Genomic DNA, 24,525 nt, shown 5'->3' with positions numbered 1-24,525 from the left:
AAGAAGCAGCTTAGTCGTTAAAAGCTAGATTGCAGAAGCCCCGTGATCAGAGCGAAGCGAAGTCGCGGGGTAATTCATTGGCATCAACTATCAATCATCATCACAAAAGCATTAAGCTATAAACGCTTGGATCTGCGCTAAAATCCCTGCAGCATCAAGTTGCAGTTCTGCAGTAATTTCATCTGGTGCGCCGTGTTGAATAAACTCATCTGGCAAACCAATTTGTAGTACAGGCTTTACGATACGCATTTTGTGTAATGCTTCAAGCACTCCAGAACCTGCGCCGCCCATAATGGCGTTTTCTTCAACGGTAATGATAACATCATGGCTATTTGCGAGCTGTTCAAGCAAGCTTAAATCAAGTGGCTTAACAAAGCGCATATCGGCGACGGTCGCATCCAGTTTTTCTGCTGCGTCTGTCGCTGCGGCAAGTGTGGTGCCAAAGTTTACAATGGCAATTTTTTGCCCTTGACGCGTTAAGACCCCTTTACCGATAGGTATTTTCGTCATATGTTCAACTTGTTCTGCACCGGTCGCAAAACCTCGAGGGTACCGCACTGCGGTAGGGCCATCTTGATAACAATAACCGGTATAGAGCATTTGACGGCATTCGTTTTCATCTGATGGCGCCATAATGATCATATTGGGAACACAGCGCATAAAGCTTAAATCGAACGCACCTTGATGTGTAGGGCCATCAGCGCCAACAATGCCACCACGATCGATCGCAAACAATACAGGCAAGCGTTGCAAAGCCACGTCGTGGATAAACTGGTCATATCCGCGTTGTAAAAAAGTTGAGTAAATCGCCACTACAGGTTTTAACCCTTCGCAGGCAAACCCTGCAGATAACGTTACTGCATGCTGTTCAGCAATAGCCGCATCGAAATATTGTTTTGGGAATCGTTGTGAAAATTCAACCATCCCAGAACCTTCACGCATAGCCGGTGTAATCGCGACTAACTTGTCGTCTTGTTCCGCCATGTCGCATAACCATTTACCGAACACTTCCGAGAATGTCGGTAAACCTGGTTTAGTTGTGGGTTTTTTAAATTGGCTTGGATCGAATTTAGGCACCGCGTGCCAGCCAATCGGATCTTTTTCCGCAGGCTCATAACCACGACCCTTTTTGGTCATGATATGCAACATTTGTGGGCCTTTGAGGTTGCGCATATTGCGCATAGTTTCAACGAGCGAATCGACATCGTGACCATCAATTGGGCCGATATAATTGAACCCTAACTCTTCAAATAATGTTGCGGGCACCACCATGCCTTTAAGATGTTCTTCAGTGCGTTTAGCCATTTCTTTAATGACAGGCAGGCCTTTAAGCACTTTTTTACTGTTTTCTCTAATGGTGGTGTAAAAACGACCTGACATAAGCTGGGCAAGGTGATTGTTGAGTGCGCCAACATTTTCAGAAATCGACATTTCATTATCATTGAGCACCACAAGCATATCATTGTGTAAATCGCCCGCATGATTCATGGCTTCAAATACCATACCGCCTGTCATGGCACCATCGCCAATAACGGCCACAACTTTTCGCCCAACCGCTTCTTTTTCTGCGGCTATCGCCATCCCCAATGCTGCACTGATAGACGTGCCTGAGTGACCGACACTAAAGGTGTCATATGGGCTTTCCTCACGCCATGGGAATGGATGCAGACCATTTTTTTGTCGAATGGTGTGCATTTGTTCGCGGCGATCAGTGAGGATTTTATGTGGGTAAGCTTGATGTCCTACATCCCACACTAACCGATCAAATGGGGTGTTGTAGACATAATGAAGTGCCACAGTTAATTCAACTGTGCCTAAGCCAGAAGCAAAATGTCCGCTTGAAATACCAACGGACTGAAGTAAGAATTGTCTCAATTCATCAGAGACTTGTGGAAGTAAACCTTGAGGTAACTTCCTTAATTCTTCTGGTGTATTAGCTTTCGCTAGTACTGGAAATTTAGAAATATCAAAAATCATAGCGAGATTTTCTGACTCTTTATTATAATCTTCGCTCAATAATATAGTGGGCGAAGTCTGCAATTAACTGACTATTATATGGTAATTTAGTCAGCGCTGATAGTGCATCTTGTATTAGTTGTTCTGCACAGGCTTTGGCACCATCGAGACCTAATAGTTTAGGAAAAGTGCTTTTGTTGGATTGTTCATCACTGCCTTGTGGTTTGCCTAACTCTTCGGTGCTTGCGGTAATATCTAAGATATCGTCTTGCACTTGAAAGGCCAATCCAAGGCTTTGGGCGTATTTCATCATCAGTTGATAGTGCTCATCGGGTAAATCTGCCGCAATTAAAGCAAGTTCGACGGCACAACTGATTAACGCGCCGGTTTTTTTATTATGTAATTCGGTTAATCGGTCTAAATCTATACGGTGATCGGTGGCACTCAGATCAATCGCTTGCCCACCGCACATTCCTCGATATCCAGAGGCTTTTGCTAATGCCCTGACCATGGCCAATTGTTGTTCAGGTCGTAAATCGTTACACGGTGCGGTGATTATTTCAAAGGCCAATGTTTGCAGCGCGTCACCAGCTAAAATGGCGTTAGCTTCATTAAATGCAATATGAACCGTGGGTTGACCGCGTCGGAGTGCATCATTGTCCATGGCCGGTAAGTCATCGTGTATTAACGAGTAAGCATGAATACACTCAATGGCTGCGGCGGCTTTATCAAGTGCATTAATATTGACGCCAAGCATGTCACCCACACTATAGACCAAAAATGGCCTGATGCGTTTGCCGCCTAATAATGCACCATGAAGCATTGCCGCCTTTAAGTCTGGTGCAGCACCATCAAGCTGGCTTAAATGCTCGTTAAGAATAGTATTAACGCGCTTTTGGTATTTTGTTATCGCTTTAGCTAACACGTATCAAGACCTATTATTCAATAACACTATGTTGACGATTATTCACTTTCTATAGTGAACGGTGCTAATTCAGCATCATCTTCATTTAATAAGATAGAGACTTTTTGCTGTGCTTGTTCAAGCTTTCCTTGGCTTTGACGGACTAACTTAATGCCTCGCTCAAATTGTTTAAGCGCGTCATCGAGCGACACTTCACCTTGCTCTAAATGAGCAACAATGGTTTCAAGCTCAGTTAATGATTGTTCAAAACTGAGATTTTCTGGTTTTTTAGCCACGATTATTATTCCTTTCATTCAGCGTGAGACAAGGTATATCAGCCCAGCGTATCGGTCAAATACAGTCGCTGGTTATTTGCTCAACAGCACGCTTTGTTATTGAATTTTGTTTAGAATGTGCAAAACAGGCTAAACTTGCGCCAAGTTTGACCGATAAGACGTTAGGGTTTGAAATAGATAGCGTAAATTAGTATTGAATTTTTTACTGTAATACATAACGATGGGCAATGTGATTTGTATCAATAGATGCCAGAATGTTCGACTTATTTAATTTGTACGACTAGCGCGATAAAATAGCACAAAGAAGCAGCGTGATGACTGCGATTGAGGAGAGGTTGTGGATTTAGCTACCCTAATAGGTATTATCGGTGCTTTTGCATTTATTATTGGCGCGATGATCACCAGTGGAGGTCTCGGATTATTTATCAATGTACCGTCAATTTTGATTGTTGTAGCAGGCTCTTTATTTGTTGTGATGATGAAATTTAACCTACAGCAATTTTTGGGTTCGATAAAGATTGGTATGAAAGCCTTCATGTTTAAATTAGATAAACCTGAAGATTTGATTGAGCAGTCTGTCACTATGGCAGATGCTGCCCGTAAAGGCGGATTTTTAGCACTAGAAGAGGCGGTCATTACCAACAGTTTTATGCAAAAAGCTATCGATATGCTAGTTGATGGTCATGATGGGGATGTGGTGCGTAACGCGCTTGAAAGAGATATAGCGTTGACCGAAGACCGCCACAAAACTGGGATTAGTATTTTTAAAGCCATGGGTGATGTAGCCCCCGCGATGGGAATGATTGGTACGCTGGTTGGTTTGGTGGCTATGTTATCTAACATGGACGACCCAAAATCGATTGGACCCGCAATGGCGGTTGCATTGTTAACCACTCTTTATGGCGCGATAATTGCCAACATGATCGCCATCCCAATGGCGGATAAATTATCATTGCGTATGAATGAAGAATTGCTTAACCGTAATTTAATTATGGACGCGGTATTAGCGATTCAAGATGGACAAAACCCCCGGGTGATTGAAGGTTTCTTGAAGAATTACTTGGCTGAAAAATCGCGTGAAATCGATACAACGGACGGAGAGTAACTCATGGCTAAGACCAAGTGTGATTGTCCACCTGCGGGTGCCCCTATGTGGCTGGCCACCTTTGCTGACCTAATGTCTTTGCTGATGTGTTTCTTCGTGTTGCTGTTAGCGTTCTCTGAAATGGACGTAATGAAGTTTAAACAAATCGCCGGCTCAATGAAGTATGCATTTGGGGTGCAAAACAAAGTTGAAATAAAAGACATTCCTAAGGGGACATCGGTTATCGCGCTTGAATTTCGCCCTGGTAGACCCGATCCCACGCCAATTGAGATCATTAATCAACAAACCAATGAAATGACTCAACCGACCATTGAATATCAGGCCGGTGAAGAGGACAGTGCGGGGGGTACTCAAAAGCAAAGTGGTGAACAGCGTGGTGGTAATGCCGCTGCTACGGCTCAGCAAGAAGCTGAAGCTATTAAAAAAGCGGCCGCATCTGCGCAAGAAAATATAAATGATCAAGTGAAAAGAATGGCTGAGAAGCTCAACGAAGAAATTGTTGATGGTGCCATTGAAATTGAATCTTTAGGTCAGCAAATTATAATTCGTATTCGTGAGAAAGGCTCATTTACTTCTGGTTCTGGCTTTTTACAACCTAAGTTTAAACCGATTGTGCGTTCAATTGGTGAGTTATTAAAAGATGTTCCTGGGATTGTTACGGTATCGGGTCATACTGACGGTGCTGATATCAGTAATGAGCTTTATAGTTCAAACTGGGCGCTATCAAGTCAACGCGCTGTTTCGGTGGCTCATGAATTAAGAACAGTCACTGGTTTTGATGAATCAAGGATGAAAGTGGTTGGAGAGGCTTCTAATCGACCTTTGGTACCCAATGATTCTAAAGAGAATCAAGCTCGAAATCGGCGTGTTGAAATTGCCATTGAACAAGGTAAAGCGAAACAATCGAATGAAATTATAGTGACTCAATAGCTCGTCATCAAAGGATAGGCATAAGCGCAATCTTTGCAGGTTACAGAGATTGTGCTTTTTTGTATTAGAAATGTGCTGTAACAGCGGTTTTGCTGAGAAATAACAGATAAAAAAGTGAATATGTTTGGTTAATAGGCATCATTTGGTATGATCCGCGAATTATTGCTTACGCTTTGCTATATGCTGGATTACCTATGTTAATCAAGTAGACAAGGTTTTGCTATTTTTTTTAATTTATTATCAAAGTGTTACCATCTTTTTGTCTAGCAATGCTGAATGCTGAGCTATTGTGGTGGTGATACCTGCGGACGCCCCATGAAGTTTATTGTAAAGCTGTACCCTGAAATTATGATGAAGAGCAAGTCGGTAAGAATGCGCTTTACCAAAATGCTCGAAACCAATATCCGTAATGTACTTAAAAAAGTGGATGACGATGCCAAAGTACAACGTTTATATGATCGTATTTTAGTTAATGTACCTGCCGATAAACCGGAATTATGTGATGCTTTTGCAGAGCGTTTAGCTTGTATTCCAGGTATTGCTCACGTTGTGCAAGTGAGTGAGTACAGTTTTGATTCGATAGATCATATTTATCAGCAGGCTTTACCAAGGTATCGTGATGAAATTGCAGGTAAAACATTTTGTGTTCGCGTAAAACGTTCTGGTAATCATGATTTTAATTCAATCGATGTTGAGCGTTATGTGGGTGGGGGGTTAAACCAGCACACAGAGGCGCTTGGGGTAAAGCTTAAAAACCCTGATGTGACCGTTAATCTTGAAATCAATCAAGATAAGCTTTACATGGTCGAGCGTCGTATTGAAGGACTAGGCGGTTTCCCTATGGCGACCCAAGAAGATGTATTGTCGCTTATTTCGGGCGGTTTTGATTCTGGCGTGTCGAGTTTTCAGTTTATTAAGAAAGGCGCCCGTACCCATTACTGTTTCTTTAATTTAGGTGGCGCTCAACACGAAATTGGCGTTAAGCAAGTGGCTTATCACTTGTGGAAAAAGTATGGTGAGTCGCACAAAGTACGTTTTGTGTCAGTGCCATTTGAGCCTGTGGTTGAAGAGATCCTTGAACGTATTGATAACGGTCAGATGGGGGTTGTACTTAAGCGTATGATGATGCGCGCTGCAACGCGTATTGCGGACAAATTCGGCATTCAAGCGTTAGTCACGGGAGAAAGCTTAGGTCAGGTATCGAGTCAAACGCTGACCAACTTGAATGTGATTGACCGCAGCACTGAGTTATTGATTTTACGCCCACTTATCGCAATGGACAAACAAGACATTATTAATCAGAGCCGTGTGATTGGCACTGAAGAATTTGCTAAGTCTATTCCTGAGTATTGTGGTGTTATTTCACAAAAGCCGACGGTTAAAGCGGTATTGTCTAAGATTGAAGCTGAAGAGCTTAAGTTTTCTGAAGACTTGATTGATCGCATCATTGAGTCTGCAGTGGTGATGGATGTTCGTGATATTGAAGCGGAGATGGATCAACAAGTGACTGAAACCGAAACAGTTAAAGATGTGGCGTCAGGCGAAATCATTATTGACGTTCGTGCACCTGAAGAAGAAGAAAAAGATCCATTATCAATTGATAATGTGATGATTAAAGCGATCCCATTCTTTAAATTAGCGACCCAATTTGCTGATTTAGATAGCTCTAAAACGTATCTATTATATTGTGATCGTGGGGTAATGAGTAAACTGCAGGCCTTATACCTTGTTGAGAAGGGCTATACGAACGTAAAAGTGTATCGTCCTTAGACTTTGTGTGAGTGATGCTGTCGATTATGACCGTATCCACCCTAATCGCCCGCATAAAAAACCGCATTGAATGCGTTTTTTTTATGCGGGCGATACGACCATGTCGGCGTTATTTAAATCGGTAAGTTAATGTACCTAAATGCTGGCTAATAAACGGTTATCACCTTCGAAGACGCTTCGCTGCTAGATGCTAGAAATAGGGCGCCTGCGGCTGCGAAAATTTAGATGACAATTTAAGAGCCTAGAGCTCTACGCTGCTAGGACGCTACGCGGCTAGAGGCTATACAATCAACAGCCAAGCAGTGCTAGATGACAAGCCAATATCCTAGTCGCGCAGCGACTCAATCTTAGCAGCGAAGCTGTCCCTAGAAGCGCAGAGATCCTAGCAGGACAAAGTCCGCTCTAGCAGCGAAGCGAACCTAGCAATGACGAAGTCACGTCCTAGAAGCGCAGCGATCCTAGCAGGACGAAGTCCGCTCTAGCAGCGCAGCGACCCTAGTGATGTTGTCAATGATGCTAATTTACCCAAACACAGTGTGCTTTACAAACGACATAAAAATAACGATAATCATTAGAAAAACTAATTAAAAATGAGGGGTTGATCACTATGTCTAAACGATTACCGCCTTTGAATGCTGTTAAAGCATTTGAAGCTGCAGCAAGACATTTGAGCTTTACCCGCGCCGCAGAAGAGTTGTTTGTCACTCAGGCTGCAGTGAGTCATCAGATTAAAGCATTAGAAGATTTTTTAGGGCTAAAGCTGTTTAGACGTAAAAATAGATCCTTATTGTTAACAGAAGAAGGCCAAAGTTATTTTCTGGACATTAAAGATATTTTTATTGAGCTAGGGGAGGCGACTAATCGTCTGCTTGCCCGTAGTGCGGTAGGATCGTTAACGGTCAGTATGTCTCCAAGTTTTGCTATTCAATGGTTAGTACCACGTTTAGCTAAGTTTAGCGAAAAAAATCCTGATATTGATGTGCGTATTAAAGCCGTTGATAGTAATGCTAATTCGTTAACCGACGATGTAGATGTTGCCATTTATTACGGCCAAGGTAATTGGCCTGGATTACGCGCCGATAAACTGCGTAACGAAGTGTTGATCCCTGTCTGTTCGCCATTATTACTCAATAGTGCTAAACCGTTAGCTCAACCCAGTGATTTAAAATTCCATACCTTGTTACATGATTCAAACCGTCAAGATTGGCAGGCATGGTTTAGACAGTGTGGCGTGAGCGATATTAATGTCAATCAAGGGCCTATATTTAGCCATTCCTCATTAGTGCTTCAAGCAGCGGTGCATGGCCAAGGTGTGGCATTAGGTTATAGCGTACTTGCCAGACCTGATATCAAGGCTGGGCGCTTAGTGTGCCCGTTTTCTGAGGTGTTGGTGAGCAAAGAGGCTTATTACTTAGTGTGTCAACAAAACCATTCTGAGATAGGTAAAATTTCAGCCTTTAGAGAATGGATGTTGGATATGTTTGCAGAGGAGTCGCGAAGTGAGTTGCTTAGCGGATAATACGCCTTTGTTAGCCCATGATTATCTGTTACAAGGTCCTAAAAGTGACACTTTGATTGTTTTTGCTCATGGTGCTGGGGCTAATATGCATCATCAATATATGACTTCGATGACCGATAAGTTAATCGCTCAAGGCTATCAAGTATACCGATTTAATTTCTTGTATATGCAAGCCAATATGCAAGATGGTAAACGTCGTCCGCCTGATCGAGCGCCTAAATTACTCGCGCACTATGAACAAGTTCTCATGGATATTGAGCAGAAGATGGCGCTTGGCCTGATCAATTGTCAGCGGATTATCCTGATGGGTAAGTCAATGGGCGGTCGTATGTCGGCGATATTGGCCAGCACAGATCATCAACTACAGCAGCCACTTATTGCCGATGTCGTCAATAAAATTACTGCAGTAGTGTGTTTGGGATACCCTTTTATTCCGCTAAAAGGTGGCGAGCCACGACTTGCGCCGATTCAACACAATTCTCACCCGATGTTAATTGTTCAAGGTGAGCGAGATAAATTTGGCGATCTTCAACAAGTACCCAATTGGGCTTTGGGTGAACATGCAGAAGTCTGTTGGATTAGTGATGGCGATCATAGTTTGCAACCGCGAAAATCTTCTGGTTATACCCTTGAGGGCAATCTTAATCATGCCATCGAGAATATTAGTCAGTTTATTACCCGAGTAGGTTAATGCTGTAACGCTATGTTTTACGCATATGCGGTGTCTACTTTGCTGATAGCTTGATCAACCCCGGCATCAATATTAACACTACATGAATACTAACGGTGATGGTTTAAGTCACGAAAATCAGCTTGCTTCAATAGTATGATGCATTGTCGATTTATGTTGTATGAGGTTAAGTAAAATGAATAAAGGTCTATTATTATTTGCCACATTAAGTGGTTTTATGGCTGTAGCACTGGGTGCTTTTGCTGCTCATGGGCTTAAAACTATCGCACCACCGGAATTAGTGAGTATTTTTAAGTTAGGAGTCGATTACCAGTTTTATCATACCTTCGGACTGATTGCATTGGCATTTTCCGCCCATTGGATCCCGTCAAAATTGATTAATTGGGCCGCTTACAGTTTCATTGCTGGGATCATATTGTTTTCTGGTTCATTATACCTTTATGCCTTTACTGGTGCTAAATGGATTGGCCCAATAACGCCAATAGGTGGTTTATGTTTCCTCGTGGGTTGGTTGTTATTTGCCGCGGCGATTTGGCATACAAAATCAGTAGAATAATGGCTTGGCTAAATTCTCCCTCCTCGAGCATTTTTGAGTATAATAGCGTGATTATTGTCTCGCTATTATGCGAATATCCTTACGCTAAGGCTCCAAATGAAAAACCTATTCCTATTTTGCCGCTCAGGCTATGAAAAAGACTGTGCAGCAGAAATTCAACAACGTGCCGCTGAGTTAAATGTTGATGGTTTCGTTAAAACCAATATCAACGATGCTTATGTGATATTTCAATGTTTTGACAAAAATGGTGCCGATACTTTAGCTAAGGAATTAGAACTTGGATCATTGATATTTGCTCGGCAAATGTTTGCTGCGGGCGAGTTATTGATTGATTTACCTGAGCAAGATCGTGTGGGACCGATAGTCGCCTCACTAGCCGATTTGTCGAAGTGTGGTGAGTTGCGTGTTGAAACGCCTGACACCAATGAAGCCAAAGAATTATCCGCATTCTGTCGGAAATTGACGGTACCGTTACGCCAAAGTTTAAAAAAGATCGGCGCGCTACTGAGTACTGAAAATGGCCGTCGTCCGATTATTCATGTGTGTTTTATTGCACCGGGTAAAGCGTACACAGGTTATTCGTTAAGCCATAATAGTTCACCTCATTTTATGGGGATCCCTCGCTTAAGAATGGCTGCAGATGCTCCGAGTCGCTCAAGCCTGAAATTGGATGAAGCATTTGGCGTGTTCTTAACTAAAGAAGAGCAAGAAACACGTTGTCGCAGTGGCTTAAATGCAGTTGATTTAGGCGCTTGCCCTGGAGGGTGGACTTATCAATTGGTCCGCCGCGGAATGATGGTTGCTGCAGTCGATAACGGTCCGATGGATCCTAAATTAATGGATTCGGGCCAAGTAAAGCATTACCGTGCTGACGGTTTTCGTTTTGAACCACCACGTAAAAATATTTATTGGTTGGTATGCGATATGGTTGAAAAACCGGCTCGGGTTGCAGAACTGATGGAAGCATGGGCGATTAATGGTTGGTTTAAAGAAGCGATTTTTAATCTTAAATTACCCATGAAGAGCCGCTATAAAGAAGTCAGCGTTATTTTAGAAACGATAGGCACCATTTTAACTGAAAATGAAATCGATTTTAAAATACAGTGTAAGCATCTTTATCATGATCGTGATGAAGTAACGGTTCATTTATGGATTTTCCCTGAAAAGGGCGTGAGCTACGCATAACTTTGCTAGCGCACATCTAACAAAAAGCCCCATATGTCATGCATATGGGGCTTTTTAGTCATGACTTATAAGATAAATAAGTCATTAACCTAATCATAAAGAATTATGCTAAACGATCAAGCACTGCTTGAGTGAAGTCGGTTGTACCGTGAGTGCCACCTAAATCGCGAGTGGTACGGTCACCTTCTTCAATAACAGCAGCTACAGCACTGCGGATCATCTCAGCTTTATCTGACATGCCTAAGTATTCTAGCATTTGAATCGACGCTAAAATAACTGAGGTAGGGTTCGCTAAATTTTTACCTGCAATATCGGGTGCACTACCATGTACCGCTTCAAAAATAGCAGCATTGCGACCTATGTTTGCCCCTGGAGCCATTCCTAAACCGCCCACAAGACCGGCACATAAGTCAGATAAAATGTCACCAAATAGGTTAGTCGTTACGATAACATCAAAGTTTTCAGGATTCATAACCAGTTTCATGCAAGTGGCATCAACAATCATTTCTTCTGTGGTGATGTCTGGATAACGCAGACTCACTTCACGTGCCACTTTTAAGAACAAACCAGAAGTTGATTTCATGATGTTAGCTTTGTGAACTATGGTCACTTTTTTGCGATTTTCTTTGCGTGCAAGCTCAAAAGCAAACGTAGTGATCTGTTCTGCGCCATGACGAGTAATGATACTGGTCGCTTCTGCAGTTTGACCATCATCAGATATTTTTTGACCTAAACCAGAGTACATACCTTCGGTATTTTCACGGACGGTAATAATATCAATGTTTTCATAACGCGCTTGAGTCCCCTTAAATGAAATCACCGGGCGCACGTTAGCATAAAGACTGAACTGTTTACGCAAGCTCACATTGATAGAGGAAAACCCTTCACCGACAGGTGTGGTTAACGGACCTTTAAGCGTAATACGATTTTTTTCGATAAGGTCTAAAGTACGTTGGGGTATAAGTTCACCGTGCTTTTCTAACGCCGTTAACCCAGCATCTGCAAATTCATATTCAAAGTTACATCCTGCTTTGTCGAGGATTTTTAATGCTGAATCGATAATGCTTGGTCCAATCCCATCACCTGGGATCACGGTTATTGTACGTTTTGACATGAATAGTCCTTCCACGGTTGTGGTTACTGCAATTGTTAGACCGCATACATGACACGGCTAGGTGACGATAAAAACCGTCGTTTTCTGCGGCGTATTTTAACGACTTTTAATGTTTATTTACAGAAAATAGTGAGTATTATCACATTATTTCCGTTATTTTTAAGTCAATCCTAATCTGATTGATTTACTATGAACTTTTATTACAAATCGTTTACTTGTAAACCATCTAAGTTTGAAAACATGTCGGCGATTCTATATTTTATTGGCGAGCATTAGCTTATTCGGTAAACATATTTTATATAGACGACTTTGGTCGAATGTAATGCTTGGTGTTTATTATTTATTGCTGGTTAAGATTATAGATAATCCATTACTGCGATCTATTACGGGAACCATTAGAGGAAAACTGTGAAATTATTCAATTTAATTCCATTGGCAGTCTGTCTGTCATTTAGTGCCCATGCGGCCCCGCAACGTGCTCTGTCCCTTGATGACATTATGCATTTTGAAACCTTACAACAGCCGATTATTTCTGATAATGGCAAAGTGATTGCGGTACAGGCTACACCTGATAGGGGCGATAGTCGTGCATTAATTCGTTTTAGTGATAATCGCAAACAATATGAAATTGTCAATGGCACGGACGTTAACGTCAGTGCCGATGGTCTATTTGTATTGGCGACAATCGAAGCGACTTTATTTGACCGAGAAACCAAAGAGAAAGACGATTTACCCCATGAAGTGGTATTACTCAATACCAAAAATGGCAATCAGCAACGATTTGACAAGGTCGATTCCGCTTCATTTAGCGATGATGGCCGTTTTTTAGTGGTGAAGTTTAAGGTTAGCAAGCCAGAGTCAACTGATCCTGAGTCGACAGATCCTGAATCAAAAGTGTCTAAATCAACTACTGCTGGATCGGCAGAGTTAGCGCAGACAGCTTCAGAAACGACGGCTTCAGAGACGAAAAACACCAGTGAAACAGAACATGATAGTACGCAAGCTGAAATTGAGGAGGCCGATAAAGGGGCAGATATTCGCTTAATTAATTTGGCTACTAACCATCAAACACAACTATCGGATGTGACTCAATTTGCTTTTGATAAAGCCGTACATCATTTCGTTGCTGTGGTGAATAAAGTTGAAAATCAGCAGCATCAAGTGGTGTTAGTGACATTATATAGCCAAACACAGCGTCAGCTTTACAGTAGTACTGATGAACATATTGAAGCATTAGCCATCAGTGATGATGGCCAATATGTTGCAGTAACGAAAGGCATGGCGAGTTCAATACGCTATGGCCGTGAGTACAATATGTTGTTACTGGATGTACAACACGATAAACAACGCCAGTTTGCTCAGTCTGAAGGGTTGACTTATAACCAGCATGCCAGCTTACTGTTTTCAAAAGATGGCCAACGTTTGTTTGTGGGACGAGTGCCAAAGGTTGCACAACAAGCTGCATTAGCTGATTTTGAAAATCCAAGTGATGTGTTTAATCCAGACATTATTACCGCTAAAAAACAGTTACGTATTTGGCATGGTGATGATGCCAAAATTAAGCCCCAAGCAGTTAAAGAATATGAGCAAGAGTTAAAACGCACCTATTTAGCGGTTTTACACCTTGAGTCAAATAAGTTAATTCAATTAGCCGACCAAGCGGTTCCTGATGTCACTTATGGCGAGCAAGCACGTTACTTATTGGCCAGCTCCGATGTGCCCTATCAGAAAATGGTTACCTGGGCAGGCTTTTATCGTGATGTGTATTTGGTTGATGTCAAAACAGGCCAAAAAATCCTCGTATTAACTCAGCAACCTAGTGATGCTATGCCGACGTTGTCACCTCATGGTAAGTTTTTAGCTTATTATCAACAAGGTAATGTCTATCTTTTTGATATAGCGTTAACGCGCAGGGTTAATTTAACCGCGAATATTGCGACCCCTTTTGCCAATGAAGATCATGATTATCCCAGTGCGGCACCCGGTTACGGTTTTGGCCCTTGGTTGGCCGATGACAGTGCTATTACGGTATATGATAAATATGATATATGGCAGTTTAATACCGCAGCGCACAATGGGTTTATGTTGACCAAGGGCGAGGGGCGAAAACAGAAAACTCAATTTAGACTGGTTGGTTTAGCCCAAGAGAAACCGTTACCCGCGGTAGTCAATGATGCTGAAACAGTGCTATTACAAGGCTATAGTCATCAAACAAAAGCGGACGGCTTTTTCAGTGCCAAGATAGGTGTGGCTGGCGTGAGCCGCTTAACTCAAAGCAAGGCTAAATTAACCTTGCTTGCTAGAGCCAATAAAGCCGCTGCAGTGGTGTTTTCAAAGCAGCGTTATGATTTGTATCCAGATTTATATATTGCAGATATTACCTCGCCACAGAATGCGCTGCAGCTTACCGAGCTGGACAAGCAGCGTGACGCGTTTAAATGGGGCAATGCTGAATTAGTGCATTGGCGAGATGGTGACGGCATTAACACCGATGGGGTATTAATTAAACCAACCAATTATCAAGCCGGTAAACAGTATCCAACCTTAGTCTATTTTTACCGTTTTATGAGTGACAGATTACATGCTTTTCCTGACATGAAGCTCAACCACCGGCCTAACTTTGCTTGGTATGCTGATAATGGTTACGCTATTTTTCTACCGGATATTCGTTTTGAGATTGGCTATCCAGGAATTTCATCAGTAAAAGCGCTGACGGCAGGCGTGCAAAAGTTGATAGCGATGGGGGTTGCCGATCCCAATGCTGTTGGTATTCAAGGGCATTCTTGGGGCGGCTATCAGAGTGCATATGCGGTAACCCAAACCAATATCTTTAAAGCGGTAGTGACAGGTGCTCCGGTGTCGAATATGACCAGTGCTTACAGTGGTATTCGTCTTGGGTCAGGTTTAGCCAGGCAATTCCAATATGAAACAGGTCAAAGCCGGATCGGAGAGAGTCTGTTTAAGGCGCCACAGAAATACATTGAAAACTCGCCCATTTTCTATGTTGATCGCATTCAAACCCCAATGATGATCATGTTTGGTGATAAAGATGATGCAGTGCCTTGGGAGCAGGGGATTGAGTTGTATCTAGCAATGCGTCGTGCAGGGAAGGATGTGGTATTTTTACAATATGAAGATGAGCCACACCATTTGAAAAAGTATCCCAATAAGCTTGATTACAGCATTAAAATGAAACAGTACTTTGACCATTATTTAAAAGGGGCACCAGCCCCAGATTGGTTACGCCAGGGTGAAGCCTATCGGGAGTATAAAAAAGCAGATTAAAACAGCGTAATTTGATTGTTTTAAATGAGATTTCTGCGCCCTATGCTGATACCGATAGGGCGTTTTATCGTAAGCCTATTGATCGACACTTAGTGGCTCTGTGGGGCGTTCACTGTCGATAGAAGGGGGTGTTATTGCGGAGATACTTGATCGGTTATCGGCACTGAAAAGTATTGTTCTTGTGTATCTTGTCCCCATGCTATCAGAAGATTATCTCTAAATAACAATGGCGTGCATTCTTCTTTAGTGGTTTCGCCATCTGATTTTATATGGTGAGTACGGTAATACATCACTTGATATTGTCCATCAAAGCCGGTTTTTGCTTCGACAAAATCAGCACTGCCTAATAACGTTCGGATCTCATCAAGGCTTTGACCAAAGTGGATATCACTCATTTTTTGTAAATTGAAAGCTTCACGATCATCCCATGCCCTGTCTTCTGGTTGCGGTTCGTAAACAAAAATCACCACAGCAACAAACAGTAAATAGGCAGTGAATATTCCACCGATGATATAAGTCACTTTTGAGTTCATAATGTGTTTAATCCGTTATGGTATAAATACGTTTGCTGTCTGTATTTCTTATTATCTCATTGTCACATTATTACATTGTTTGTTATTAGTTTGGTCTTAAATTGGTTCTAAATTGTTTCAAATTAATATTTAGTGGCATATCGCATTGCAGCTGCGCCAATTTATAGCTAATTCGCGCTATCTCTTTTCCTTCGGCTAATTTATGTGCCTGCTTGGCGCCAAGATTGTCTAAAGAACGATATAAATTAGCTAGTGTTCTGAATTTATTCAGTAAGTCGGCTGCTGATTTTGGTCCGATCCCCATAATACCCGGAATTTTATTGCCACTGTCGCCCGCTAGCGCAATAAAGTCGAGCATTTGATATTGCTCTATGCCGAGTTTTTTTTCATATTGTTGAACATCAAAAACATGCTGGTTGAAGTGATCCCATAAGGTGAGATTTTTTGTGGGTAGCTGACTAAAGCCTTTGTCGGTTGAAACAATGACCACTTCACCATTGTTGCTGATCATTTTCATCGCGATGGTGGCGATAACATCGTCTGCTTCAGATTGGGCATCAAAAGAGTGGATGTCGTGTTCTGCCAGTGTGGTTTTGATGTTAGCCAAGCCATCACTTAATGCCGTTGGCATGGGCTTTCGGCCTTTTTTGTAATCGCTATACAGCGTTTTACGCCAAGAGGGCTCACTGCCATCCCAGACCACAATGCAGTGGGTTGGTTGATGCTGCACCAGCATTTTTTTAGATGCAGCTAAAACCCGTTCTTGTACGCTAGTAATATCGTTTTCATCAGGTAGCACCGCATGAATACGGCGTACTAGATTGAGCCCGTCAATAATAAGTAATTTATTCATTGGTTTTTATTATGTTGTAGCAGGGCACGTAAGCGCTTCCTGGCAGTTTCATTCGTTGTTGTTTAACAAAAGCGTTTAATAGCTTATCCATCATGAGCATAAGTTTAGCATCACCTTTAATGTTAAAGGGACCAAACTGTTCGATCAACTTAATGGTAGCGCCTTTTACATTGCCGGCGACAATACCTGAAAACGCTTTGCGTAAGTTTGCGGCAAGTTCAGCTTTATTGTCCTGAAAGTTAAGGTTTAAATTTGCCATAACTTCATGGGTCGGATCAAAGGGTAATTGAAATTCGGGTTCAATTTTTAGCGACCATTGATATTGGTAAGCATCACCTTTTTCTTTTCGATAGGTTTTTACATCTTGCATACCTTCTTTCATTATTTGTGCCACTTTGATAGGGTCATCAATAATGATTTGATACTTGCTTTGTGCTTCGGTGCCTAATGTAGTCCCAATAAATTCATCAATTACCGTGAAGTAATCAGCACTTTCTGCCGGTCCTGTTAGCACCAGTGGGAATGACATATTGCTATTGTGATCATTTAATAAGATACCAAGGAAATAGAGTAACTCTTCAGCGGTACCCGCGCCGCCTGGGAAAATAACGATACCGTGACCTAAACGCACAAAGGCTTCTAGACGCTTTTCTATGTCGGGTAAAATAACTAATTCATTGACAATTTGATTGGGTGGCTCAGCGTTAATAATGCTGGGTTCTGTTAAGCCTATATAGCGAGCATTGTGAACTCGTTGCTTGGCATGAGCAATTGCCGCGCCTTTCATTGGACCTTCCATTGCGCCGGGTCCGCAACCCGTACAAATATCTAATCTGCGTAACCCAAGTTGGTAACCGACATCTCGGGTATATTGATATTCGACTGCGTTGATGCTGTGTCCTCCCCAGCATACCACCACATTAGGATCTTTCATTGGCGATATCGCTTGAGCATTACGCAGTATGTCAAATACGACGTTGGTAATGTGGCTCGCATTACTTAAGTCAATGTGTTTTAAATTATCGTATTTATTACTGATGTAAATAATGTCGCGCAGCACGGCAAACAAGTGCTCTTGAATACCCGCAATAATTTCACCGTCGACAAAGGCTTGAATAGGGGGGTTGATGAGTTCAATCAGTATGCCTCTTTCTCGCTGTAAAATATTAATACTAAAGGATTCATAGCGACGAAACAGTTCTTCAGAGCTGTCGCTTATGACACCCGAGGCTAATACTGCTAGCGAGCAATTTCGATATAGCTGATACAAGTCGCTTTTTGCGCCTTGTTTTAAGCGTTCGACTTCTAATTGAGAAAGTTGATCTAAGCTACCACGTGGACTAATTTTTACGATCATAAGCAACTCCTTTGGACTCGAGTGTCTGATGCCGAGTCCAAAGAGAAAAGTCTTGGGATGGGCTAGATATCAATAACGACTCGGTCTCTGCCGTTGTTTTTTGCTTGGTATAATGCCGCATCGGCTCTTTCGAAAGCTTCTTCAAGCGTTTCATTTTCCATAACTTGTGCCGCACCTATAGATAATGTAACTGTAATTCTCTGATTTTTAAACTTAAACGGAATATTTTTAATTTTTTCTCTCACGCGATTCAATAATTGAGAGATATGTTCATCAGTAATATCAGGCAATAAAAATACAAATTCTTCGCCACCATAACGAGCCACAAACTCACTATCACGTAATGAATTTTTTAAGGCCATTGAGATGACTTGCAGGGTTTTATCGCCGGTGCTGTGACCAAAGTTATCGTTAATAACTTTGAAGTGATCTATGTCTGTAATCGCGATCCATAGTGGCGTTTTAAAGCGGACATGGTTACGGTATTCTTGCTCCATGCGGTCTTCTAACGCGCTACGATTTGCCAATTGGGTCAGCGGGTCAAGGAGGTTGAGCTTTTGATGTTCAAATAGCTTTTCTTTATAATTATTAGATTCTTGGCTCATTGAATTGAGTTCTTTACGCATCGATTCAATTGACTTTCGTAAGAGTGTTTGTTCACGTTGTTCTAGCGCTTCTTTACGAGAGAGTGCATCGCGAAGCGAAGATAACTGCACCGTCAGTCGGATCTTTAATTCGTTAAGACTATCGGCATCAATAATTAACTCATCAGCGGTATTGACGCGTAAATTTATCTCTTTATTTAATTGGCCTTTAAGCTGCTCACTGCGTTGGTTGTTATTGTAGGTATTATTGACCACATCGCGCACGATTATCAGGGCATCATTGAGGGCAAATAAAAAGTCTTGTGATGCGCTTTTTTCGCGAGCGATATTCTCTAACAGTAAACTCAATATCGATTGGTAAGAATCGAGCAAGTTGCTTAAACTGAGCTCACCAAGCAACACTTCTTTTATGACTAGAATTTGGTCTCGTTGATCTTTTCTAAATTCAATTTCAGCGATCTTAGCGGCAAGCTCTTTGGCTAGCTGGATATGCTGAGGTAAAATTTGGTAATCGTCGGCATCGGCAAATTCATGCTTCAAAATTTCTTCATAGAAAAAAATAAGTTTTTCTACTTTGGGGATGTATTCCCATACGGTATGGAACGGTTTGCTTAGTTCTTGTTTAAAATAGGTGATTTCTTTTTTTAGTTTGTCTGGCGCGGCATTAATTCGTTGGATCTGACGGATCACTCGATTGAGTCCATTACGACTATCTTCTAAACGAGTCATGGTATGGCTATATTGGGACCTCAATAATCGTTCAATATCGACCAGTTCTGGTAGCGCTTCGTCTATTTGTTCAAAATTGTGCATATGGTGGCGCAATTTTGCCAGTTTGTTGTCGAGCTCTAAATTTTGTCCTTTGCAAGCAAGACTGAGATGAGAAATAAATTGAATCAGTGTTTTCAATTTGTCATTGCGATCGATATTAATCTCTTCGATAGCAAGTTTAGCTGCATGCAGCTTTTGCTTCATTAACGAAATTTGAGTTATCGCGGTATTTGACTCTTCCATTTTGCAGTGCCTACTCTCATTTGTCATCTAAAGGCATTGATTGCCATGTCTGGGACATCAATGTGGACATCAATTGGGATTTTTTTGAGATTGTCATTAATTAACGTTAAGCATTTAATTGGTTGATATTTAATCGGTTAACATTTAATATTGTAGTACTGTTATATCAATAATATTGTGCAGTAAATCCAATTACCGCACAAAACAGTTTAATTATCTATAATTATTAGTTTATAAAACAATTAGTGCTTCGGCCAGTTGATCTCTTGGGTATTACGATTACTTTCTGCACGAATGATGCCCCGGTTAAGTGCTTGAGTCAGATTTAAATAAAGTGGCCGCATAAAAATAGCCGCGGGAGCAAAGTTAAGTGGTCGCAGTGAAATATATGCGGGTTGCTCCGTTATTTCCATAGCCGCAGCAAGTGCGTATTGCAGCGCTTCAAATTGCAATTCTGCACTGATGTTAACATCAGGGTTGTCAAGTAATGGTAAACTAATGTGGCCAATGCTGGCATATTGCTCTGTTGATTTACGAGCAAAGTTAGGAATGGTAAATTGAGTTGTTTGTAATTGTTTAAGGCTCTTTATTACGGCATTTAAGATAATTGCTGCGTCATACTGCTTATCGAAATAACATCCAATCAACCCGGGACGGATGATAAACACTTCAGTGTCTAGGTGCTTACTGAACTGACTATTAAAGTGCTGCATCAATACAACTGATTCAGTGTGTCCAAGTCGAATATCAATATTGTTCAATTCATTAATGTTCACTAGCGCTAATGCTTTAGGCTCTTGGTGTTTTAAGGTGTTGATCCGTTGAATAAACGCCCTGTAACCTTGTGCTTGTGTTATAGGATCTATTGTGTTCAAACGTTGGGCGTTATGGTACAAGATATTGCGGTGTTGAAATTTTCTGTAGAAAAAAACCATTAGTATGAGCGTAATACTAAACACAATAATCAACCCTAAAATGATAAATTGATTGTATTTATTTTTAGCGGTTTGCTGTTCTAATTTACTACTCAATAAACCCAGTTCGAATTTTAATTTTTGTTCAGTGAGTTCAGGAAAATCATTGGTTTGTTGTTCTTTTTCTTGTGATTTATTGATCAATTCAACAATGACATCGACAGTTTCAAGTGCTGCATTGAGGTTGTTGGTTTTGCGATATGCTGTAGATAAATAACCTAATGCTTCAGTTTGAACTTTAGTTAAATGTTTCTTTTTAGCCAACTCAATGGCTTTACTTGCGTGCTCAATAGCTTCAGGCCACATGCCTTCGCTGGTACATATTTGAGCAAATAGTAGCTCGTTATAGACTAAGTAATGCTCTATTTTTCGTGCCCTAAATATATCATTTGCACGTTGCATTACGTTCAATGCGGCTTGGGAATTATTTAATTTAAAATAGGCTTCACCTAAATTGTGATATGTGAGACCTATTGCAATTTCGTTTCCCATCCGCTCATTGACTTGCTGGACATTTAAATAATAATCGATGGTTTTATTCCATTGATCTTGGCCTGCGTAAATCATTGCGATGACAGTCATTGTTTCGGCTAAGTAAACATCTTGGCCTATCGCTTGAAGTATTTCTGCTGCATTATGGGCATATTTTAGTGCATCATCCCATTGTTCTAAATCACGGTATGTTCGGGCAAGATTGAGCTGTGTATGGGCTTTAATTCCCGGATAATCTAAGTTGTTAGCTAACCGAAATGCTTCACTATAATGCTGTAATGACTTTGCCTGATCCCCATTAAGATTGTAATAACGACCGAATTGCGTTTCTGCATCTGATATTAAGTAATTATTGTGTAATTGATAAGCGATTTGGCGGTAACGATTTAAGTGAGATAACGCGGGTGTTGGTTGAAGTAACAATGAGTGTAGCATGCTCAATTGATCATGAAGTGTCAATTTGAACAGCGTGCTTTCTAGGCTTACATCGGTGTTAACCATATTCAAAGCATCATTATATTCAACTAACACCTGATTATATTCTTGGTTTTTACGCCCCTTAATCCGTGCTTTAAGCATAACCATTAACGCTTTTTCAAGTGTTGTTGATGCGATGGCGTCTAATTGTGTTATGAGCAATTCGGCATCTTGATATTTAGTTGGTGAGTTAAGTTTTGCTTCTAAATTCAACCGAGCAAGTAGTTCTAAGTCGCGATGAAGTTCATTTGGTTGGTAACTTAGTTCACCAGCGACTTGTTCGAACTCCGCTCTATTCGAAAATTTCAAAGGAAACTCGGTTGCCCTTATTAGTTTGGTATAAAGCTTCTGTGGATTTTCTTTGAACAATATTTCTTGCTGTTCAATATCTCTTGCACAAACCGCTGAACTAAATAGTATCGAACATAATATGACAAGAGTAAAACATCGCAGCATAGTAATAGAGACCTTTATAGTTAACGTGGACTTGATTGTACACAAAATGCAAAGCCAACCTCTATTAGGTTGAGGTAGCTTATGGGTTTTTACAATCAAGTTGTAATTTACCACTGTGTTAATGAGTCTAGATCGTTATAATTGTTTGGAATTTAAAATAAAAACAATAGAATCATACCAGAAGGAACCTAGAGTGAAACCTACTTCTCTTGCAATTTTTACCAGCAGTGCCATTTTTTCGATGAGCTGGACAACGCCAGCAATTGCTGATGTCGATTACCATATCGATATTAATCAACCCGCGCACCATTTAGCTCAGGTGAGTGTTTCATTTCCTCAAACTGACTTAAAAGTGTTAACCGTTAATTTACCAGTATGGCGAATGGGTCGTTATCAAGTATTACCCATTGCTGATGGCATAAGATTGTTTAATGCGACCGACAGCAAAGGTCAGTCATTACCTTGGAAGCGCACCGCCAGCGGAGAATGGCAAATAGCATTAATCAAACCCACAGCCGTTAAAGTGACTTATCAACTACATGCCAATGAGCTTGGTGACCGTTTGCGTCACATTGATAATAGTCATGCCTTTTTAGATGGCAGTGGAGTATTTATGTATAGCCCAGCATTTAGTCAGCAACCCGTTACGGTTAATATGGCAGTGCCTAAAGGTTGGCAGAGTTATTCCGGCATGGATAAAGGCAGTACGTCACATTCATTTAAAGCGCCCAATTATGATGTATTAGTTGACTCGCCAATTGAAACTGGAATAAACCAGCATTTTAGTTTCGAGGCTGACGATCGTCAATATGAAGTGGTATTTTGGGGTGAGGGTAATTATGACACGACTCAAATTCTTACCGATTTACGTAAAATAAGCGGCCAGGCCTCGACTATTTGGGCTGATTATCCGTTTAAACGCTATGTTTACATGGTGCATGCAACCAGCGGTGCAAGTGGCGCAACAGAGCACCTCAATTCTACAGTTATCCAGCTACCACGATTTAACTTTCGTGAGCGCCAAGATTATTTACGTTTTATCAGTACCGCCTCTCACGAGTTTATTCACTCTTGGAATGTAAAATCCTATCGCCCTCAAGGGCTGGTGCCTTATGATTACCAGTCAGAAAACATGACGGATTTACTGTGGATGGTTGAAGGCTCCACCAGTTATTTCCAAAATCAATTATTGTTGCGGGCTGGCGTGATGACAGCTAAAGAATTTTTTGACGATTTAAGTAAACGGATTGTGCTTAATCAGCATAATCCTGGCCGTGAAATCCAATCTGTTGCAGAAGCCAGTTTAGGTCAATGGAGCAGTACTTGGGGCGACTATGCGGTCAACCACAGTGTCAACATATACTCTGAAGGTTATTTGGCTTCAATGGCGCTCGATTTTAGCTTACTGAGTGATACCCAACTTGAACATTCTTATCGTGATGTTCATAAAGCACTTTATCAGCAATATAAAGTGCCAATGGGCTACAAGGTTGCAGATGTGCAATCAATTTTGAAAACGCTATCTGGTAAAGATTATCAACCCTGGTGGCAAGAATTTGTTAATCAACCGTTTAGTTTGCCGTTTGATGAATTACTCGCCCATGCAGGGTTAATCACCACCTATAGTAAAGCCCCTAAAACCGTTATCGATGCGGGAATGACCCTGTCTGAGTTACACGGTGACTTGACGATTGCTAATGTGTTAAAACATGGCCCAGCATGGAATGCTGGTATTGCTGCAGGTGATGAAATAGTGGCGGTTAATGGATTAAAAGTGACTGCGGATGGATTCACTAAACGCCTTAACGATTTTAATGTCGGCGATAAGATTAAGCTCAGTTTATTTAGTGATGATCGTTTAAAAGAGGTGAGTCTACAGCTGACGGAACAACCTAAAGGCGAGTTGTCGATTGAAGCTGTGGCTGAGGTCTCCGATGCTCAGAAAGCATTCTATCAAGCCTGGCTAGGTGTTGATTGGCCTTTTGATGACAAAGGCGATTGGATTAAATCCACTGACTAAAATGTTGATTTGCATATACCCAAACGACCTTGAAATGCAGGATGCAGCATGTGGAGATGTGACGCTTCAGAAACGATAACAAGCGAACGCTGCGCTCACGGATAAAGCGGTCTCGCGGCTAAGCTCTTGGCTTGTTATCGCCCTTTCGCTCGTCACCGCTTGTTACCTCAAGCGATAGTGACAGCTTCGCTGTGCTGTCCGCTTTTATAGAATCTAGCCGCGTAGCGTCCTAGCAGCGCAGCGATCTAGGTTTTAGGAATAGTGATATTACAAGGGCGTCACCATTCTCTTCAATCACGGCCTTGTTCAGTTATCCTAAGGGGCTTTGAAACGAGCATGTTGAAGTGGCTTGGTTGTATATACTCAAGTGAATTCAAACTGCAGGTTTTAATTTCTGAAAGTTATCATTAATTGTATCACCGAGCGTGTCAGC

General features: G+C 41.5%; 18 protein-coding genes. 9 read left to right on the top strand and 9 right to left on the bottom strand.

The annotated features are described in order from the left end of the window. Window positions 1-111 precede the first annotated feature (111 nt). Genes dxs through xseB form a run of 3 tightly spaced genes read right to left on the bottom strand, consistent with a single transcriptional unit; the run spans window position 112 to window position 3,156 of the window. Entirely contained in the window at window positions 112-1,977 is a 1,866-nt protein-coding gene (gene dxs, locus AAEZ02_RS19260) for a 1-deoxy-D-xylulose-5-phosphate synthase (RefSeq protein ID WP_124014131.1), read from the bottom strand. Between the two features lie 22 nt (window positions 1,978-1,999). After that, entirely contained in the window at window positions 2,000-2,881 is an 882-nt protein-coding gene (gene ispA, locus AAEZ02_RS19255; protein WP_124014130.1) for a (2E,6E)-farnesyl diphosphate synthase, read from the bottom strand. A gap of 38 nt (window positions 2,882-2,919) precedes the next feature. Continuing rightward, window positions 2,920-3,156 (bottom strand): exodeoxyribonuclease VII small subunit, encoded by a 237-nt coding sequence (gene xseB, locus AAEZ02_RS19250; RefSeq protein WP_124014129.1) that lies wholly within the window; start codon window positions 3,154-3,156, stop codon window positions 2,920-2,922. A 337-nt stretch (window positions 3,157-3,493) separates the two neighbouring features. Between xseB and pomA the strand changes: the two genes are divergently transcribed. The 7 genes from pomA to rlmM all read left to right on the top strand — a co-directional run bounded on the left by pomA (window position 3,494) and on the right by rlmM (window position 10,912). Further along, window positions 3,494-4,261, top strand: a complete 768-nt coding sequence (pomA, locus tag AAEZ02_RS19245; protein ID WP_124014128.1) for a flagellar motor protein PomA — start codon at window positions 3,494-3,496, stop codon at window positions 4,259-4,261. Between the two features lie 3 nt (window positions 4,262-4,264). Then, window positions 4,265-5,191 carry a flagellar motor protein MotB gene (locus AAEZ02_RS19240; RefSeq protein WP_351124571.1) on the top strand — a complete coding sequence of 309 codons (927 nt, stop codon included), beginning with the start codon at window positions 4,265-4,267 and terminating at the stop codon, window positions 5,189-5,191. Window positions 5,192-5,506: 315 nt separating this feature from the next. Continuing rightward, window positions 5,507-6,961 (top strand): tRNA uracil 4-sulfurtransferase ThiI, encoded by a 1,455-nt coding sequence (gene thiI, locus AAEZ02_RS19235; RefSeq protein ID WP_124014126.1) that lies wholly within the window; start codon window positions 5,507-5,509, stop codon window positions 6,959-6,961. A gap of 607 nt (window positions 6,962-7,568) precedes the next feature. After that, window positions 7,569-8,480, top strand: coding sequence for a transcriptional regulator GcvA (locus tag AAEZ02_RS19230; protein WP_124014125.1), 912 nt, complete (start codon window positions 7,569-7,571; stop codon window positions 8,478-8,480). Then, window positions 8,461-9,171 (top strand): alpha/beta family hydrolase, encoded by a 711-nt coding sequence (locus AAEZ02_RS19225; protein ID WP_124014124.1) that lies wholly within the window; start codon window positions 8,461-8,463, stop codon window positions 9,169-9,171. Before AAEZ02_RS19230 ends, AAEZ02_RS19225 begins: the two co-directional genes overlap by 20 nt. Window positions 9,172-9,346: 175 nt before the next feature. Further along, window positions 9,347-9,727, top strand: coding sequence for a DUF423 domain-containing protein (locus tag AAEZ02_RS19220; protein ID WP_124014123.1), 381 nt, complete (start codon window positions 9,347-9,349; stop codon window positions 9,725-9,727). 96 nt (window positions 9,728-9,823) lie between these two features. After that, window positions 9,824-10,912 carry a 23S rRNA (cytidine(2498)-2'-O)-methyltransferase RlmM gene (gene rlmM, locus AAEZ02_RS19215; RefSeq protein WP_351124568.1) on the top strand — a complete coding sequence of 363 codons (1,089 nt, stop codon included), beginning with the start codon at window positions 9,824-9,826 and terminating at the stop codon, window positions 10,910-10,912. A 103-nt stretch (window positions 10,913-11,015) separates the two neighbouring features. On the opposite strand, the gene AAEZ02_RS19210 is transcribed toward rlmM, so the two are convergent. Continuing rightward, window positions 11,016-12,026: an isocitrate dehydrogenase gene (locus AAEZ02_RS19210; protein ID WP_124014121.1), complete on the bottom strand. Its 1,011-nt coding sequence runs from the start codon at window positions 12,024-12,026 to the stop codon at window positions 11,016-11,018. Window positions 12,027-12,434: 408 nt separating this feature from the next. Here AAEZ02_RS19210 and AAEZ02_RS19205 point away from each other — a divergent pair, with 408 nt between their 5' ends. After that, window positions 12,435-15,311, top strand: a complete 2,877-nt coding sequence (locus AAEZ02_RS19205) for a prolyl oligopeptidase family serine peptidase (RefSeq protein WP_351124566.1) — start codon at window positions 12,435-12,437, stop codon at window positions 15,309-15,311. 131 nt (window positions 15,312-15,442) lie between these two features. Here the strand turns inward: AAEZ02_RS19205 and AAEZ02_RS19200 are convergent, their stop codons facing one another. The 5 genes from AAEZ02_RS19200 to AAEZ02_RS19180 form a co-directional block, all read right to left on the bottom strand. After that, window positions 15,443-15,844 (bottom strand): DUF3192 domain-containing protein, encoded by a 402-nt coding sequence (locus tag AAEZ02_RS19200; RefSeq protein WP_124014119.1) that lies wholly within the window; start codon window positions 15,842-15,844, stop codon window positions 15,443-15,445. 85 nt (window positions 15,845-15,929) lie between these two features. After that, window positions 15,930-16,697: a flap endonuclease Xni gene (xni, locus tag AAEZ02_RS19195; protein ID WP_124014118.1), complete on the bottom strand. Its 768-nt coding sequence runs from the start codon at window positions 16,695-16,697 to the stop codon at window positions 15,930-15,932. Then, window positions 16,690-18,054 carry a nucleotide 5'-monophosphate nucleosidase PpnN gene (gene ppnN / locus AAEZ02_RS19190; protein ID WP_124014117.1) on the bottom strand — a complete coding sequence of 455 codons (1,365 nt, stop codon included), beginning with the start codon at window positions 18,052-18,054 and terminating at the stop codon, window positions 16,690-16,692. Before ppnN ends, xni begins: the two co-directional genes overlap by 8 nt. A 62-nt stretch (window positions 18,055-18,116) precedes the next feature. Further along, on the bottom strand, window positions 18,117-19,673 hold the full coding sequence (locus AAEZ02_RS19185; protein ID WP_351124562.1) for a diguanylate cyclase domain-containing protein: 1,557 nt from the start codon (window positions 19,671-19,673) through the stop codon (window positions 18,117-18,119). Window positions 19,674-19,915: 242 nt separating this feature from the next. Beyond that, a complete protein-coding gene (locus AAEZ02_RS19180; protein WP_351124559.1) occupies window positions 19,916-21,925 on the bottom strand; it encodes a tetratricopeptide repeat protein in 2,010 nt (669 codons plus the stop codon). A 340-nt stretch (window positions 21,926-22,265) separates the two neighbouring features. Here AAEZ02_RS19180 and AAEZ02_RS19175 point away from each other — a divergent pair, with 340 nt between their 5' ends. Next, the gene (locus AAEZ02_RS19175; protein ID WP_206191887.1) at window positions 22,266-24,092 is read left to right on the top strand and encodes a M61 family metallopeptidase; all 1,827 of its coding nucleotides are present in this window, start codon (window positions 22,266-22,268) and stop codon (window positions 24,090-24,092) included. Window positions 24,093-24,525 lie beyond the last annotated feature (433 nt).

Source organism: Shewanella sp. T24-MNA-CIBAN-0130 (assembly GCF_040310185.1).
Lineage (GTDB): Bacteria > Pseudomonadota > Gammaproteobacteria > Enterobacterales > Shewanellaceae > Shewanella > Shewanella psychromarinicola.
Note: the sequence above shows the minus strand (reverse complement) of the source record. Positions and strands in the feature narration are given on the sequence as shown.

What these genes read in the sequence shown, in the direction of transcription:
- AAEZ02_RS19200 (WP_124014119.1), bottom strand. Translation starts at nt 15,844, where the DNA reads ATGAACTCAAAAGTGACTTATATCATCGGTGGAATATTCACTGCCTAT.
- ppnN (WP_124014117.1), bottom strand. Translation starts at nt 18,054, where the DNA reads ATGATCGTAAAAATTAGTCCACGTGGTAGCTTAGATCAACTTTCTCAA.
- AAEZ02_RS19230 (WP_124014125.1), top strand. Translation starts at nt 7,569, where the DNA reads ATGTCTAAACGATTACCGCCTTTGAATGCTGTTAAAGCATTTGAAGCT.
- dxs (WP_124014131.1), bottom strand. Translation starts at nt 1,977, where the DNA reads ATGATTTTTGATATTTCTAAATTTCCAGTACTAGCGAAAGCTAATACA.
- rlmM (WP_351124568.1), top strand. Translation starts at nt 9,824, where the DNA reads ATGAAAAACCTATTCCTATTTTGCCGCTCAGGCTATGAAAAAGACTGT.
- thiI (WP_124014126.1), top strand. Translation starts at nt 5,507, where the DNA reads ATGAAGTTTATTGTAAAGCTGTACCCTGAAATTATGATGAAGAGCAAG.
- xni (WP_124014118.1), bottom strand. Translation starts at nt 16,697, where the DNA reads ATGAATAAATTACTTATTATTGACGGGCTCAATCTAGTACGCCGTATT.
- AAEZ02_RS19240 (WP_351124571.1), top strand. Translation starts at nt 4,265, where the DNA reads ATGGCTAAGACCAAGTGTGATTGTCCACCTGCGGGTGCCCCTATGTGG.
- AAEZ02_RS19185 (WP_351124562.1), bottom strand. Translation starts at nt 19,673, where the DNA reads ATGGAAGAGTCAAATACCGCGATAACTCAAATTTCGTTAATGAAGCAA.
- AAEZ02_RS19210 (WP_124014121.1), bottom strand. Translation starts at nt 12,026, where the DNA reads ATGTCAAAACGTACAATAACCGTGATCCCAGGTGATGGGATTGGACCA.
- AAEZ02_RS19220 (WP_124014123.1), top strand. Translation starts at nt 9,347, where the DNA reads ATGAATAAAGGTCTATTATTATTTGCCACATTAAGTGGTTTTATGGCT.